A 15822-nucleotide genomic window follows, 5' to 3' on the forward strand; every position below is an offset into this window, starting at 1 on the left:
CCGAACCCATGCTGCTCATCCCCTGCCCGTGGTGCGGGCCCCGCGACGAAGCCGAATTCCACTACGGCGGCCAGGCACACGTGCCCTACCCACAGGACCCCGCGGCCCTGAGCGACGAGGAGTGGGCGCGCTACCTCTTCTTCCGCGACAACCCCAAGGGCCCGTTCGCCGAACGCTGGAGCCACACGGCCGGCTGCCGCCGCTGGTTCAACGCGGTGCGCGACACGGCGACGAACGAGATCCTCACGGTGTACAGGCCGGGCGAGCCGCGGCCGGCCCCCATCGAGCCGGGGCCGCCATCACCGGACCGTCCGGCGTTCGAGCACGGGCCCGAACAGCGACACCAGGCCACCGGACCGCTCTCGGTGACGAAGCCGCAAGCCCCCGAAGCCGCCGCCACGGGCACAAGTACCCAACCGTTCCGGCTGACCTCCGGCGGCCGGATCCACCGCGACCAGCGGCTCCGCTTCGTCTTCGACGGCACGCCGTACGAGGGCTTCCGCGGCGATACCCTCGCCTCCGCCCTCTTGGCCAACGGCGTCATCCAGGTCGGCACCAGCATCAAGCTCGGCCGCCCGCGCGGTATCTTCTCGGCCGGCGTCGAGGAGCCCAACGCCGTCGTCCAGATCGAGGAACCCTTCCCCGAGCCGATGCTCCCCGCGACCACCGTCGAGCTGTACGACGGCCTGGTGGCAAGCAGCCTGCCCGGCCGGGGACGGCTCGCCACCGAGCCGGACCCCGCCCGCTACGACGCCGTCCACGCCCACTGCGACCTGCTCGTCGTCGGCGCCGGACCAGCGGGACTCGCCGCCGCGGCAGCCGCCGCCCGAAGTGGCGCACGCGTCATCCTCGCCGATGACCAGCCCGAACCGGGCGGCAGCCTGCCGGGCACGGGCGAACTCCTCGACTGGGCGGACGAGGTCGGCACCCTGCTCGAAGCCGCACCCGAGGTGCGCGTGCTGCCCCGTACCACGGTCTTCGGCCACTACGACGACAATCACTTCCTCGCGGTCGAGCGCCGCACCAACCACCTCGGCTCCGCGGCCCCCGAGCACGTCTCCCGAGAGCGCGTCTGGCGCATCCGCGCCCGTCGCGTCGTACTCGCCACGGGCGCCCACGAGCGCTCGCTGGCGTTCGCGGACAACGACCGCCCCGGTGTGATGCTGGCGGCCTCGGCCCGTTCCTACGTCAACCGACACGGCGTTCTGCCCGGCCGTCGCGCCGTCGTCTTCACCACCAACGACAGCGCCTACGCCGCCGCGCTGGACCTCGCGGCGGCCGGCGCACAGGTGCCCGCGATCGTCGACACCCGCCCCGAGCCGGGCCGGTGGGCCCTGCGTGCCCGGGAGGCCGGGATCGAGGTGCTGACCGGGCATGCCGTCACCGGTACGGAAGGCGTGGCGCGCCTCACTGCCGTGACGGTCGCCCCGTACGGGGAGTCCGTGGGGACCCGGGAGTTCGCCGCAGACCTGCTGCTGGTCTCCGGAGGCTGGAACCCCGTCGCGCACCTGTTCAGCCAGGCGGGCGGAAAGCTCCGCTACGACGACACGCTCGGCTCCTTCGTCCCCGACACCTGTCGTCAGGCCGTCGAGGTCGCGGGAAGCGCGAACGGTGTCCTGGACCTGGCCGGGGTCCTCGCGCAGGGCGCGGCCGCCGGTGCCCGCGCGATCGAGGCCGAGGGCTACACCTCCCAGGCGCCGAGCCTTCCCGAAGCGGCCGCGCAACCGACTGCTTTGCCCGCGCAGGTCTTCCTCGTCCCGGGAACCGCCGGCGCACCCCGTTTCGTCGACCTCCAGCGCGACGTCACCGTCGACGACCTGACCCGCGCGACCGGTGCCGGTCTGCGCTCGGTCGAGCACACCAAGCGCTACACCACGGCCGGCACGGCCAACGACCAGGGCAAGACATCGGGAGTGCTCGCCAGCGGCATCGTCGCCGAACTGCTCGGAGTGGACGTCTCGGCCCTCGGCACGACGACGTTCCGGCCGCCCTACACCCCCGTCTCCTTCGCCACGCTCGCGGGCCGCGACCGCGGCGCGCTGCACGACCCGGTGCGCGTGACCGCCGTGCACGACTGGCATGTCATGCACGGGGCCCTGTTCGAGAACGTCGGCCAGTGGAAGCGGCCCTGGTACTACCCGCAGGACGGCGAGGACATGGACACCGCCGTGCTGCGCGAGTGCGCCGCCGCCCGCGAAGGCGTCGCCTTCATGGACGCCTCCACCCTCGGCAAGATCGACGTACAGGGCCCGGACGCCGCCGTCTTCCTCGACCGGCTCTACACCAACATGATGAGCAACCTGAAGGTCGGCATGATCCGCTACGGCGTCATGTGCCGCCCGGACGGCATGGTCTTCGACGACGGCACCGTCATCCGCCTCGCACCGGACCGCTTCCTGGTCACCACCACGACGGGCAACGCGGCGGCTGTCCTGGACTGGATGGAGGAATGGCTGCAGACCGAGTGGCCCGAACTGCGCGTCCACTGCGTCTCCGTCACCGAACAGTGGGCCACCGTCGCCCTGGTCGGCCCCCGCTCCCGCGAGGTGCTGGGCACGCTCGCGTCGACGCTGGCGGTGGACAACGACAGCTTCCCGTTCATGGCATGGCGGGAGACGACCGTCGCGGGCATCGAGGCCAGGGTGTGCCGGATCAGTTTCTCCGGCGAACTCGCCTATGAGATCAATGTGTCGTCGTGGCAGGCCCTTGCGCTGTGGGAGGCGCTGCAGGAGGCCGGTGCCCCGTTCGGCATCACCCCGTACGGCACCCAGACCATGCACGTCCTGCGCGCGGAGAAGGGCTATCCGATCATCGGGCAGGACACCGACGGCACCGTCACTCCCCATGACCTCGGCATGAGCTGGGCGGTGTCGAAGAAGAAGCCCGACTTCATCGGCAAGCGCTCCTACGCCCGCGCCGACGCCGTCCGCCCCGACCGCAAGCACCTGGTCGGCCTGCTCCCCGAAGACCCCGGTGCCTTCCTCCCCGAGGGCACGCACCTGGTCGCCGACAGCGTGCTGCCGGCCCCGCCCGTGCCGATGCTCGGCCACGTCACCTCCAGTTACCGCAGCGCGGCGCTGGGCCGGACGTTCGCCCTGGCTCTGATCAAGGGCGGCCGGGACCGCATCGGTGAGCGGCTCTACGCCCCCGTGGGCGACCGACTGGTTCCGGTGACCGTCGCACGTCCCGTCCTCTACGACCCCGAGGGAGCCCGCCGCGATGGCTGACACCGTCCTTCCCGTCCAGCGCCGCAGCCCCCTGGCACACGCCGCGGATCGTCTGGCCGCAGTCACACGCGACTCCAAAGGCGCGGTCCGGCTGGCCGAACTCCCTTTCCTGGCCCAGGTCGACGTACGGCTCGACGCCAAGGGAGCGGCGGCCGCCGCCGTCGGGCTCGCGCTGGGCCTCCAACTGCCCCTCGAACCCAACACCGTCGTACGTGCCGGAGAACGAACCGCCGTATGGCTTGGTCCCGACGAATGGCTGATAGTGGGACCGCCTGGCAGCGAGCGGGACCTGGAGAGCCGGATCCGGGCGGCGACCGCGGACGAGCCCGTGGCCGTCACCGACGTCTCCGCCCAGCGCACCACCCTCCTCGTCGCCGGTCCGCGCGCCCGCGACCTGCTGGCACACGGCTGCCCGCTGGATCTGCACACGCGTGCCTTCGGGGCCGACCGCTGCGCGCAGACCACGCTGGGCCGCACACAGATCGTGCTGGTCGCTCGAAGCGAGGCCAGGGCCGGGTTCTGGGTGCTGGTCCGGTCGTCCTTCGCCGGCTACCTGACGGACTGGCTACTGGACGCGGCGGTGGAGTACGCCTGAACGACGTCGGTCACGGCGCCGGGGCGGGTGTCGGCGGTGGCGACGAGTGCGGCCAGGATCCGGGACCGGCAGGTCTGTTCGCCCGCGGCCCGCGGCGGCGCGTACGAGTATGTCGAGCCGCTGGTCGACGTCGTGCGGCCAGGAGACGAGTGGGTTGCGGGTGGCAGGTCTGGCGTGAGGTGACTCCAGCGGTGCAACGCCTGTGGCGGTGCCCCACAGAGGTCCCCTGGCCCTTCTTCCTCTGCACGCCGCCGGGCCCAGGAACGGCCCGCGGGTCACCGACCGAGCGACCTCCTCCTGTACCCCCACCCTGGGCTCACTCATCAGGGCCAGATCTCACCGCCCGCCCCGGCGGCCGCAACTGCTTGCAGCAGGGGTGGCCGACGTACCGGAAAACGACGAAAACACCGCGCCCGTGACCGGCCTGCCCGACGTCCAGAGCGAACTGTCCGCGCTGGGTGAGCTCTTCGGCGACGCGCACACCCTCCGGGTTGGGGAACAGGCCGTCATGCCTGCCGTCCTGTCCGCTCTGTCCTCGCATCCATGGGTCCGCTTCGCCCGCCACGGCATGCACGACCCGGACGACCCCGCCAATAGTCACCTGGTCCTGTACGACGGCCCCCTCTTCGTGACCAGGGTCGCCGAACAGGACCTCTCCGGCGCGGAACTCGCTTTCCTCTCCGCATGCCATATCGCCCGTGGCACCAGCACCCTCACCCGTTCCTGCGGGCCTTCGGTCGGGGCGACCTCGCGCGGTTTGCCCAACCGAAGCCGTCGCCCCGGGTACGGGGCGTTGCCGCCGGCCCGCTCTGCTGCGGGCGGGCGATGTCGGTCGCATGGAGATGAGGCGCCTGTGCCGCGATCCGTGAGCGGTGTTGCGTGTGCGGGACGTCGAGGTGTGGCCAACTGCACTATTGGACTGCATATATGACTATTTGCGCCGAATGAGAAATTGATTTGCATTTCTTAAGAGGTGGCGTTTGGTGGCGTTTTGGTCGCGTCCGGGGGTGAGGATCAGTGCGTGCCCGGCCGAATGGTCCGGGTAGTGCCGGGGTGTTGGCCCCGGTTCGTACGGAAAGGTCTGAACATGATCAACGGGTTGAAGAGGGCTGCGGCTCTGGGGGCGGCGGCGGTGGCCCTGGCCGCGGGCGCGGTCGTCGGTACGGTCGGTACCGCGTCGGCCGCTCCGCAGGACCACCGGCCGTCGGCGGGGTCGCACCACTGCGTGAGGGTGGCGGGCCACTGGGTGCGGGAGTGGCAGCCGGCGTTCCGGGACCGGCACCACCACCGGCACCCCGGCCAGTGGGTCCGCGTCTGGCGCCCCGCCCACAAGGAGTGCCACCACCGCTGACCCTGTAGCCGACCCCGGCACCCACCTGTAAGGGTGGCGGCGATCCAAAACCTGAACCGGCCCCGACGCGCCTTTTCGAAGACGCGCCGGGGCCGGTCCGTCAGGTCGCACCCGCACTTCGGGTTACGCGTGTCGAAACCGCGCCCAGGATCACGCTTCTGCACGGCGATCGCACGAGAGCTCAAATCCCTGGACCAGGCGTGGCCTTCCGCTCTTGCTTTCGGTCAGGGTGTCCGGTCCTTCAGGGCCAGGGTGAGTGCCCGCTCCCGCGGAGCGGGTCGGGCGAAGCCGAATCGCTGCCAGGATTCCCCTATGGGGCGCGGCGTTCACGCATCCCCCTGCTTGTGCTACGCCGCATTCCGCGCAGCGCTGTTGCCGACACCGGCCGGTGCTGCATGTACGAGGGCTCTCCGTTCTGGATGGGCCACCGGTCATGGCGGATTGGCGTCTCGCGACTTGTCTGCGCCGCGGTTACTGTCTGGATGAGGAACTGGGGAGGGGTGCGTGGGGGAGTCGGCCGCATACGAGGTCTGGCATGGCGATTCCTTGATCGGGGAACTCTGGGACCTGAGCGTCGATCAACCGTGGTTTCTCTGCCTGTTCGTGCCAGGAGTCGACTGGAGTGAGGTCAGTCCGCTCTTTGCCGCACAGGAGGAGGCGCGGTGCCGGGACTTCCCTGAGCACCTGATCGGGGCGATAGCCGCGGTGCGAGATCTCGACGTGGAACTGCGGCCTGTGGCAGGCGGTGAGCCGATTCGCCCCTGGATGATCTACCTCACTGAAGGGCGAGCCAGCTTTCGGTACTGACCCGTCCCCGCCACCTCCTGCGCGTGCGTGGACTCCCGCCGCTGGGTACCGTGTGTACATGCCCACTCGCGCGGAGTTGCGTCGGATGCGCCGTATCGACCGCTGGATGGAGATCATTCTGTCGAGGGTGGTCCGACGCGTGGTCAATGGTGAGGTGTCGCAGCCGGATTGGTTGCCTCGCCGCTGGCTGACCTTGGTGTCGGGTGACGTCGACCGGGAGGCGGGTGTCGGCGCAGTCTGGTTCGTCTGGCGTCCCGGGTCCGCGAAAGCGGAGACGCACACCGCACTCTTTGAGCGCTGCGGCGAGAAATGGCAGTACACAGGTGGTGGCAGCGCGTCGGGCGGTGACTTGCTTGCCGAGAGACTCGCGGTGGGCCAGCCGGGTCAGGTCGGCATGATCGAGCTTGGCGGAGGTGCAGGTGGCCTGAGTCATGCCTGCCGCCTGCAGCATCGTGATCCGGACTTCATCGGGACGGTCCCATGGGTCGGCTCCAACGAACTCCAGGTGGCGGCCGAAGTACATCATCTCCTCCTCGGCGACCGACGGATCGAGGTGCCCAGGCACGGCAGGCTCATCGTGGTCTGGAAGTCCCCGTCCACAGGCCGCGGGGGGATACGGCCGCTCATCGTGGCTGTGGGGCGGGACGGCTCGGAGCTCTCCCGGCTCGGCCCTCCCGACAGTATTGACAGCTACACCTGGGCAGAATTGAGCGGCCGGACGGAGTGAGACGTGCGCCAAGTTCGACAACGGGTGAGTTTGCTGGCTCGCCGTCGAGTGTTGTCGAGCCATTCGCCGAGTCGGATGGACGTGCCGCTCTCGCCGCCGTCACCAGGCAGCTCTTCCACCCTTGCTTTCGGGCAGGGCGCCTGGTCCTTCAGGGCCGGGGTGAATGCCCGCTCCCGCGGAGCGGGTCGGGGGAAGCCGAATCGCCGCCAGGGCGGTTCGGTATCTCGAGAGAGATGGTGGTGAGGCCGCTTCGAGCGGGTGCGGCAGCTCGGAGCCAACGGTGGTTGACTGGCGGTCGGTGGTCGGGGAATGTGTTGGCTAGGTTCACCGGCACGCACGCCAGAGCGAGGAACGCCGGTACGAGCAGCACGAGTTGGATGCTGTGCGCGGCCTTGGCCGCCGCGCCCATGACCACGGCGCCCAGCAGGCTGCCCAGCGTCAGCGCGCCCACCAGTCTCGCGATGGCCCGGCGAGCCTGCTCGACCGGGAGCCGGTCGCGGACCAGAGCGATCTCGAGCGGGAGGAGCGCCACGAGCGCGCCCTGGAACACCCGCCCGAGCAGGAGGACCGGGAAGTCGGGGGCGAGGGCGACCAGCAGGGTCCCGGCAGTCACGGCGACGATGGCGGCACGCAGCATCCGGCGATGCCCGTACAGGTCGCCGAGCCGGCCGAGGACCGGGACCATCACCGCCCCGGCCAGCAACTGGACCGACATCATCCAGTTCAGCGTGGAGTCGCCGATCCCGTGGTGTTCGCCCAGCGCGGGCAGAAGCGGCGTGATCCCCGTCTGGAGGCGCTCATCAGCTCGAACAGGACGAGCAGTCCCACGACTGCGGTGACGGAGGTGGGCGCTGCCTGGTCCTGGCCGAGGCGGGGTTCGTCCGTAGCGGGGGAGGTCTCGGTCACGCGGACCGGCCCGCTGCCGCGTGACGGTCCAGGGAGCGCGCGGCGAGTGAGGCGAGGAGCAGTGCCTGGTCGGGCAGCACGCGGTCGTCGTACACCGCTTGCGCGGAGTGGTTCACCGGGGCGGTGGCGGGGTCGCGGTCGGGCGGGCACGCGCCCACCGCGAGGAAGGCGCCGGGTACCGCGTCGAGCACGAACGAGAAGTCCTCGGACCCGGAGACCGGCCGGGGCGTCTCGAACACCCGGTGCGGGCCGAAGAGGTCGAGTGCCGTCTCCAGGGCGAAGGCCGCCTGGTCCGCGGGGTTCACGGTGGCCGGGTACTGGCGGGTGTAGTCGAGCCGTATGTCCACGCCATGGGCCTGCGCGATGCCCTGGAGGGTGCGCTCGACCATGCCCTGGACCTGGCCGCGGGTCTTCTCGGAGTAGGTGCGTACGGTCGCCCCGAGTTCGGCCGTGTCGGGTATCACGTTGCGGGCGGTGCCGGCGTGGAAGGAACCCACGGTGATCACTGCCGGGTCCTGGACGTCGATCTCGCGCGCGATCCGGGTCTGCAGGGCGGTCACCATCTCCGCGGCGGCGGCCACGGGATCCCGGGTCAGGTGCGGCATCGAACCGTGCCCGCCCCGGCCGATCACGGTGACGTCGAACGCGTCGGCGGCGGCCAACATGGTGCCGGGGCGTGTGGCGACGGTGCCCATGGGGACCTGGGTCGAGAAGACGTGCAGGCCGTACGCGGCCACGACCCGCTCGCCGGCCGCGTCCAGCACCCCCTCCTCGACCATGATGCGGGCACCGCCGTCGCCCTCCTCGCCGGGCTGGAACATGAACACGACGTCCCCCGCGAGCTCCTCGCGGTGCGCGGCGAGGAGCATCGCCGCACCCACCAGGCCCGCTGTGTGCAGATCATGGCCGCAGGCGTGCATCACACCAGGGCGCTCGGAGGCGTACGGCAGTCCGGTGTCCTCGTGGACCGGAAGTGCGTCCATGTCGCCGCGCAGCAGTACGGCGGGGCCCGGCCTGCCGCCCCGCAGGACGGCCGTGACCGAGGACAGGTTCTTGCCCAGGGTGATCTCCAGGGGGAGTCCCCGCAAAGCCGCGAGGACCTTCTCCTGGGTGCGGGGCAGGTGCAGGCCGATCTCGGGATCACGGTGGAGCCGACGGCGGAGGCCGGTGAGGTCGTCGAGCAGGGCGGCGGCGTCTGAGTGCTGGAACATGGCCGGTATCGTGCGATCGAGGACACCCATTGGCCTCTGAACGACGGCATCAGACACTTATCCATGATCATTTGCAGGTATCCGCCATCACAAGGGAAGGAAGCGCGGACATGCTGGACGAGCTGGACTATCTCCTGATCACGGCCCTCCAGCACGCGCCCCGTGCCGACTGGCGACGGATCGGCGCGGCACTGGACGTGGACGCGACCACGGCCGCCCGGCGCTGGGCCCGGCTGACCGAGTCCGGTCTCGCCTGGCTCGGCTGCCACCCCAACCCCGCGCTCATCGGCGAGTTGATCGTGGCGTTCATCGAGGTCGACTGTGTGTCGGGGAAACTCCACCAGGTGTGCGAGCAGATCCTGGACGACGCTCCGCTCTTCAACATCGAGCACACGACCGGTGCGCGGGACCTGATGCTCACCGGCGTCTTCCGCTCGCAGGCACAGCTCGCCCGCTACGTGGGCTTCCGGCTGGGCGGGCTCGACGGGATCGGCGCGACGCGCACCCAACTGGCCACGGCGCTCCACACGGAGGGCAGCCGCTGGCGACTGGACCGGCTGGCCGAGGAACGCCGGGGCATCCTTCGCGCGGACCGTGACCGGCCGCCGGAGAGCGCGGTCCTCAACCAGTCCGACCTGGACCTGATCCTGCTGCTCTCGGAGGACTGCCGGCAGAGCGTCGCCCTGCTGGCCGAGCGCAGCGGACTGAGCCCGACCACGGTCCGGCGCAGGCTCGACCGGCTGGACGCGGCCAGGGCGATCTCGTACCGCTGCGAGGCCGCCCGTTCCGTCTCCGGCTGGCCGGTGAGCGCCACCCTGTGGGGGGTCGCCCCGGCCGCGGAGACCGCGAGGATCACGGCCCAGCTCTCGGGAATGCGGGAGACCCGGCTCTGCGCGACGTTGTCGGGTCCGCACAACCTCATGGTCACGGTGTGGCTGCGCTCCTTGGGCGACGTCCAGTCGTTCGAGGCGGCGCTGGCCCAGCGGTTCCCCGAACTCGCCGTCGCGGACCGGGCCATGGCGCTCTGGGTGCTCAAGCACGCCGGAGAGGTACTCGATCCGGAGGGCCGCCACCTGCGCAGAGTGCCGTTCACGGGCATGTGGGACGACCAGGAGGCGGGCACCGCGGAGAGAGAACTCCTGAACCGGATGCGCACCCCGGCCCCCGCCCCGATCCGTCCGGTCTGAGAAGCCCGTGCCGTCACCGGGCCGCGACGGCCACCTCCGTCCGGGACGGAGACCGGGCCGCCTGCGCAGCCGACGTCAGCCAACGATCCACCCGCTACCAGCAAGGAGAGAACGTACGTGTCCCTCGATGACGAGAGTGCCTGGACTCTGCTTCGGCACCTCGACGACCCCGACCACATGGAGTTCCCCCACGGCTACGATCACACCGCCGCCCGAGCACGATTCGACCAACTCGCAGCCCACCTGGACCAGCGATTCCAGTGCACCTGCACCGTCGACCGGCAGGTCCAGGACGCGAGCCACCACGGGAGGATCTCCATCCCGGAGACGGCCACTGCCGGCGGGGATCGCATCACGGTGACCGTCAGCAATTTTGGGAACCTGGCAGCCGTGACCTTGGGCAACTCCGAAAGCTGCGACGAGGACGAGGAACGCGAACTCTTCCAGGCCACCGACCGTCACCGGGTCGAGAACGTCCTTGAAGCACTCGGCTACGTCGCCATCTCCGAGCACCTGCTCCGAACGAGATACGACGGTGTCAGCGACCTCGTCTCCTACTACCCGCCCGAGCATCCGCCAAGGTGGTGGACCCGCTTCTTCGACTATCTGTGACCGTATCCCGGAGGCACCGATCTAGGCATTCCCAGCTGTACGGGCTCGGTCGACGGGTGCTCGTCCACCCGTCGGCCTCAGAACCGGCGGGCAATCAAGCGCACATCGTCGGGCACGGCCCACCACTGATCCGGCCGGTCCACCACAAGAGCCTTCGGGCCTGTCTCGTTGTACCGGGCGAGGCGCAGAAGGAAGGCCGCGATGCCTGCCGCGCCTTGCATCCACGCGGTGCCGGGCGGCAGCAGGGGCTCGTCGCTCCGGTACTCCACAAAGCGCCAGCGGGCACCCGACTCGTCCTGGATCGCCCGTTCCACAAGTGCGTCGCCCATCTTGTGGGCCCCGCGCAGCAGCGTCTCCGCCCAGTTGGTGTCGGCGTAGTCCTGTGCGGCGTCCAGGAGCACGTCACCGACTCCCGCCGTGCCGCAGCACCGGCCGTCGTTGTCCCAGAATCCGGGGCGCAGCCGCTCGGGAATGCCCGATGTGAGGAGGGAGGTCAGGCAACGCCGGCGCAGCTCGTCGACCTGGAATCCGGCCACCTCCGTGACGCCGGCGTGTGACAACGCCGAGAACAGATGCGAGGTTCCCGCCGGTCCGTGACACCAGGTGTAGGTGAGAGGCTCCACCTCTCGCTTCGACGGCGGGACGGTGTGCGGTACGACGAACCCGCCGTTGTCGAGCACCCCCATGGACAGGACGTGCCGGGCGCCTGCGACCGCCGCCTCGACGAAGTCGCCGCGGTCGAGGGCCGCGCCCGCCACGGCAAGCGCGGCGGCCACCCCGGCGGTGCCGTGGGAGTAGTTGGGTGCCCGCCACTGCGTATCCGCCGCGATGCCCCAGTCCAGGCCCGCTTCGGTGCGGTCCGCCGTGCGCAGCAGCGCCTCGCAGCCCGTTGTGGCGATCGCGTCCGCGAACTCTCCCCCTGCCCAGACCGACGTCATGACAACGCCTGCGGTCCCCATGATGATGTCGTTCAGAGGGGCGTCGGAGTCCGGTTCGAACTCGAGGGTCGTCCTCCAGCCGTCGGAGGTCGTCAGATCGTGCAGCCGTCGCAGGGCGACGGATTCCGTGCCCGGCGCGAGCAGACGCAGTGCCGTGCCGTCACCGGCGAGTCCGTCGTACATCGACGGCTCGACACGCCCTTCGGCCTGTGCCGACAACCTGGTCACGATCCCGTCGGCCAGGGCCCGCTCCCGTTCCGTCAGCTCACGGTGTTGCGCGATCTCCACCAGTACCGGGGCCAGGCCCGCGATGCCCGAGTACAGCGAGTCACGGTCCTTCGCCGGTGTCACGTCCTGGCCGTCCCCGGGCACCGTCTCCGGGAGCCACGGGCCCTCGTCCTCGCGTACCTGGTCCAGCACCCACGACCATGCCGCCTCGCCCAGCCGCCTGTATGCCTCGCTCGTCGCCACCCGGCGACGATACATGCACCTGAACAGGCCAGGAGATCGCGAGTGCGGGGACCGCCGTCTCCTGGGCGAACCGCCCGCAGAACCGACCGAGCTGGACAAGAACGCCGATCCCGCGCCGATGACTCCGCAAGGCGCCTTGTCGGCCCAGGGCCTTACGCCATCCTTCCTGGCTCACCTCGGCCGTTGCCCTCAACCAGTGGTGGCAGGCCTGGACGGACACGGACCCACCTTCCGAACTTCAGATGCTGATCGACGCGATTGCCACCGCACAAGGCATTGACCTCTGCCGCCGGATTTAACGAACCACCGGTAACGATGCCCGACCGGTTCTACTGTCGGCTGACACGTACTTATTGGACCTTGACCGGCCGTTGGATCCATCAAGCCGGGGCAACGCGGCTGTTGTTCTGCTACCGGGATTCATCCGCAGTGCTCCGGCCTTTAGGACTCTGCTGAGGAATGCGTGATTCGGGTGGTCAGGCCGCGAGCATCAGAGCTTCGGTCGGTTCTTCGCGGCGAGCCTGCGGCTGGGGGAGCTGCCGCGTGCCGATCGCGGCTACGTGCAGATGTCGGCACGATGGCTGGCCATGGGTCAGGACGTGATGTCCACCAGGACTTTGCCGACCGCGCCGTTTTCCACCGTCCGGTGTGCGTCCGCGGTGCGGTGGAGCGGGAGGCGGAGCAGTGGCAGGCCGTGTTCTTCGCCGACCGGCAGGACGCCGTCGCGGACCGCGGCGGCGACGTCCTCGACGGCCGCGGCGCGTGCCTCCGGGCCGGCCGTGTAGAGCACCAGGAACTGAAGGCGTGTGTTGAGCACCATGTTCTGCAGTACGTTCAGTTCGACCGGCTTGCCGCCGTCGTTGGCGTAGGTCGCGATCGTGCCGCGCGTCCGCAGCACGGCCAGGTCCAGTGCGAGGTTCGTGCCGAGTGCCACCTCGGCGATGATGTCGACGCCGGCCGGGGCGATCTTGCGGATCTCGGTGGCCGGGTCGCCTTCGCGGTAGTTGATCACGTGGTGGGCGCCGGCGGCGGTGGCCAGCCGGGCCTTCTCCGGGCCGCTGACCGTGCTGATCACGGTGGCGCCGGCCCAGCGGGCGAGCTGGATCACGGCGTGCCCGACCGCCCCGGCCCCGCCCGCGGCGAGCACGACCTGGTCGTCGAGTGCCCCGGGACGGAGACGGCCGGGTCCGTCCTCGGCGACGGTGAGCGCGCGATGAGCGGTCAGCGCGGGGACGCCGAGTGAGGCACCGAGGTCGAAGCCGGCATCGTCGGGCAGCGGCACGGCCCGCTCGGCAGGTACGACGGTGTACTCGGCGGCGGTGCCGGTGGGCCGCCCGGCGGCGGCCATGTACAGCCAGACCCGCTGGCCGGCCCGGCTCTGCTCGACCCCCTCGCCCACGGCGTCGATCACACCGGCGCCGTCCAGGTGCGGGGTGATCTCGGCGAACGGCTTGGCATGGGCGACGCCTGAACGGGCCTGCCAGTCGGTCGGGTTGACTCCGGACACGGCGACCCGGACACGGACCTCGCCGGGGCCGGGCACGGGCAGGTCGCGGTCGACCAGCTGAAGAACCTCGGGGCCGCCGTTGTCGCGGTAGATGATGGCTTTCATGATCTGTCCTTGGATCCTTGGCGGATATGGGCTGTGCGCCGTGGCCGGGCGCCCGGACTGCGGCCGCGAGCCGGGCCCGGTCGGTTCCGGTCAGCCGATGGGGACTTCGTTGGAGCGGGACTCGATGGCATCGAGGGTGGCGAGGGTCGCGGCGTCGAGGGTGATCCCGCCGGCCGCGATGTTGGCCTCCAGATGGGCGGCGTCGGCGGTGCCGGGGATGAGCAGCACGTTCGGGGCGTGGTGCAGCAGCCAGGCGAGGCCGACCTGGGAGGGCGTGACGCCCAGGGACTCGGCCACGGCGTGCACCGCCGGCTCGTCGGTTGCTTTGGGCAGGCCTGGGAAGGCCCCGCCCAGCGGGAAGAACGGCACCCAGGCGATGCCCTCGGCCGCGCACAGCCGCAGCATGTCCTCGTCGTCGCGGGAGACGAGGCTGTAGGCGTTCTGCACGCAGACGATGCCGGCGGGCAGGGCGCGGCGCAGGCCGTCGAGGGTGACGCTGCTCAGGCCGATCGCGCCGATCTTCCCCTCGTCGCGCAGGGCGGTCATCACCGCGAGCTGGTCGTCGAGGTCGACGACTTGATCGCCGTCGGGGCGCAGGCCGGGGCCGGAATCGAGGCGGCGCAGGTTGACCACCGGGAGCTGGTCGGTGCCGAGGCTTCGCAGGTTGTCCTCGACGCTGGCGCGCAGTTGTTCGGGCCGCTGCGCCAGACGCAGTGGCAGTGGCCCGCCCGGGTCGGGATCGGCGCCGACCTTCGTGACGACCAGGACGTCGTCCTCGGGGCGCAGCGCCTCGCGGATCACGTCGTTGGCGAAACCGAAGCCGTAGAACTCGGCGGTGTCCACGTGGTCGACGCCCAGCTCGACCGCGCGGCGCAGTAGCGTGACGGCGTCGCTGCGGCGGTCGTGCAGGCGCTCGAGCTGCAGGGCGCCGTAGCCGATCCGGAAAACGGTGCGGGCGGCTAACGAAGCGGTCGAGGTGGTCATGAGGCTGTCTCCTCGGTCGGTGATCGCAAGGCGGTGTGCAGCAGTTCGGCCAGGTAGAGCGCCATCACCCGGTCGGTGATCGGGACGACCTGCTCCTGGGCCTCGGCCGGGTCGAGGTGCTCGACCTTGACCAGGTGGGCCATGACGCAGTCGTGCACCATGGCGCGCAACCGGTCGATCGTGTCGATGACGATGCCGTGGACGGCCGGGTTGGTGGTCGCCTCGCCCCAGGTCTGCACGCCGACGCGGGCCTCGGCGGGGTCGATCGCGGCGATCAGGCGGGCGAGCAGTTCGTCGGGGTCGGGCGGGGTGTCGCTCGCGGCGTAGTCGCCGAGGGCTTCGGCGCGCTTGTCGAGCACCACGTGGGCGGAGGCCTGGACCAGGTCGGCCTTGCTGCGGTAGTGGGCGTAGATCGAGCCGTTCGAGAGGCCGGACTCGGCCGTGATGTCGGCGATCGAGGTCCGCTCCAGGCCGTTGCGGCTGAAGCAGCGTACGGCGGCCTCGGTGATCTGGGCGCGCCGAAGTTCCTTGCGTGCGTCGGTAAGCCGCGGCACTGCCCCTCCGGCAAAAAGAATCGATGCTCTGCTTGCAGCTCCACCATACAGAGTCGCTGCTCTGTTTGGCTGAAGTTGAGTCACGGATGGACAAGCCCGGCCGTGGACGATGAAACGGATGGCGAGATCACGGCCAGGAGTCCCGGCCGTGGCGGAAGCGACTCCGTGTGACAGACGGCAGAGCCGGCGCGTGACCACTCGTCGACCGGGGCCGTCCAGCCAACGGCCCTGTCCCACTTTCGGTGGTGACGGAGCGTGCCGCTGTCCGAGGAGGATCCGGCGGCGGAGAAGGGCAAAGCCTGCTCGTCCGCGTATCTGGAGTGCGATCCGTTTGTCTTGGTGTTGACGCCCCCGGCGGGGCCGTTGCCGCAGGGATGGGCGAGCGCGGCGTTCACGGCGTCGTGGTCTTGGGCCAGGCCCCGGATGAAGGTGTGCAGGTGAGGCTGGTCGGCTGCGCAGACCTGGATGATCCAGTGCGAGGTCCTGTCGGCGTTTCCTGGACGGCAGACGCGTCTCGCGTCGGTCGTGTCCTAACCGGCTTCTGGCGTGCCGCGGGAGAACTTGTATCCGGTGAAGTCGGCGAGGTGGACGTATCCGATGCGCTGGTAGAGGGCGTTGCTGGTGGGGTTGGCCGGGTCCG

At 70.3% G+C, this 15822-nt stretch carries 16 protein-coding genes; 8 read left to right on the forward strand and 8 right to left on the reverse strand.

What is annotated here, in order from left to right:
* Positions 1–8 precede the first annotated feature (8 nt).
* The 6 genes from ACH4S8_RS41700 (at position 9) to ACH4S8_RS41725 (ending at position 6707) form a co-directional block, all read left to right on the forward strand.
* On the forward strand, positions 9–3227 hold the full coding sequence (locus tag ACH4S8_RS41700) for a sarcosine oxidase subunit alpha family protein (RefSeq protein ID WP_398403932.1): 3219 nt from the start codon (positions 9–11) through the stop codon (positions 3225–3227).
* A complete protein-coding gene (locus tag ACH4S8_RS41705; RefSeq protein WP_398403934.1) occupies positions 3220–3822 on the forward strand; it encodes a sarcosine oxidase subunit gamma in 603 nt (200 codons plus the stop codon). Before ACH4S8_RS41700 ends, ACH4S8_RS41705 begins: the two co-directional genes overlap by 8 nt.
* 208 nt (positions 3823–4030) lie before the next feature.
* A complete protein-coding gene (locus ACH4S8_RS41710) occupies positions 4031–4753 on the forward strand; it encodes a CHAT domain-containing protein (RefSeq protein ID WP_398403968.1) in 723 nt (240 codons plus the stop codon).
* Between the two features lie 156 nt (positions 4754–4909).
* Positions 4910–5173, forward strand: a complete 264-nt coding sequence (locus ACH4S8_RS41715; RefSeq protein WP_398403936.1) for a hypothetical protein — start codon at positions 4910–4912, stop codon at positions 5171–5173.
* Between the two features lie 504 nt (positions 5174–5677).
* Positions 5678–5980, forward strand: coding sequence for a hypothetical protein (locus tag ACH4S8_RS41720; protein ID WP_398403938.1), 303 nt, complete (start codon positions 5678–5680; stop codon positions 5978–5980).
* A 58-nt stretch (positions 5981–6038) separates the two neighbouring features.
* Entirely contained in the window at positions 6039–6707 is a 669-nt protein-coding gene (locus tag ACH4S8_RS41725; protein WP_398403940.1) for a hypothetical protein, read from the forward strand.
* A 148-nt stretch (positions 6708–6855) separates the two neighbouring features.
* Here the strand turns inward: ACH4S8_RS41725 and ACH4S8_RS41730 are convergent, their stop codons facing one another.
* Genes ACH4S8_RS41730 through ACH4S8_RS41740 form a run of 3 tightly spaced genes read right to left on the reverse strand, consistent with a single transcriptional unit; the run spans position 6856 to position 8824 of the window.
* Entirely contained in the window at positions 6856–7488 is a 633-nt protein-coding gene (locus ACH4S8_RS41730) for an MFS transporter (protein ID WP_398403971.1), read from the reverse strand.
* Positions 7431–7613: a hypothetical protein gene (locus ACH4S8_RS41735; protein WP_398403942.1), complete on the reverse strand. Its 183-nt coding sequence runs from the start codon at positions 7611–7613 to the stop codon at positions 7431–7433. Before ACH4S8_RS41735 ends, ACH4S8_RS41730 begins: the two co-directional genes overlap by 58 nt.
* A complete protein-coding gene (locus ACH4S8_RS41740) occupies positions 7610–8824 on the reverse strand; it encodes a M20 family metallopeptidase (RefSeq protein ID WP_398403944.1) in 1215 nt (404 codons plus the stop codon). The genes ACH4S8_RS41735 and ACH4S8_RS41740 overlap by 4 nt, the downstream gene beginning before the upstream one ends.
* Before the next feature lie 110 nt (positions 8825–8934).
* Between ACH4S8_RS41740 and ACH4S8_RS41745 the strand changes: the two genes are divergently transcribed.
* Together ACH4S8_RS41745 and ACH4S8_RS41750 are read left to right on the forward strand one after the other, a co-directional pair.
* Positions 8935–10011: an Lrp/AsnC family transcriptional regulator gene (locus ACH4S8_RS41745; protein WP_398403946.1), complete on the forward strand. Its 1077-nt coding sequence runs from the start codon at positions 8935–8937 to the stop codon at positions 10009–10011.
* 117 nt (positions 10012–10128) lie between these two features.
* The gene (locus ACH4S8_RS41750) at positions 10129–10623 is read left to right on the forward strand and encodes a hypothetical protein (protein WP_398403948.1); all 495 of its coding nucleotides are present in this window, start codon (positions 10129–10131) and stop codon (positions 10621–10623) included.
* 77 nt (positions 10624–10700) lie between these two features.
* Here ACH4S8_RS41750 and ACH4S8_RS41755 read toward each other — a convergent pair whose 3' ends face one another.
* The 5 genes from ACH4S8_RS41755 to ACH4S8_RS41775 all read right to left on the reverse strand — a co-directional run.
* Positions 10701–12032, reverse strand: a complete 1332-nt coding sequence (locus ACH4S8_RS41755) for a lanthionine synthetase LanC family protein (RefSeq protein WP_398403950.1) — start codon at positions 12030–12032, stop codon at positions 10701–10703.
* A 592-nt stretch (positions 12033–12624) separates the two neighbouring features.
* Positions 12625–13644, reverse strand: a complete 1020-nt coding sequence (locus ACH4S8_RS41760) for an NADPH:quinone reductase (protein WP_398403952.1) — start codon at positions 13642–13644, stop codon at positions 12625–12627.
* A gap of 90 nt (positions 13645–13734) precedes the next feature.
* Positions 13735–14628, reverse strand: a complete 894-nt coding sequence (locus tag ACH4S8_RS41765; protein ID WP_398403954.1) for an aldo/keto reductase — start codon at positions 14626–14628, stop codon at positions 13735–13737.
* The gene (locus ACH4S8_RS41770) at positions 14625–15182 is read right to left on the reverse strand and encodes a TetR/AcrR family transcriptional regulator (RefSeq protein ID WP_398403956.1); all 558 of its coding nucleotides are present in this window, start codon (positions 15180–15182) and stop codon (positions 14625–14627) included. The genes ACH4S8_RS41765 and ACH4S8_RS41770 overlap by 4 nt, the downstream gene beginning before the upstream one ends.
* 530 nt (positions 15183–15712) lie before the next feature.
* A partial coding sequence (locus ACH4S8_RS41775; RefSeq protein ID WP_398403973.1) for a GNAT family N-acetyltransferase occupies positions 15713–15822 on the reverse strand: 110 nt, incomplete at its 5' end.

This window comes from Streptomyces sp. NPDC021080, from assembly GCF_044333225.1.
GTDB lineage: Bacteria > Actinomycetota > Actinomycetes > Streptomycetales > Streptomycetaceae > Streptomyces.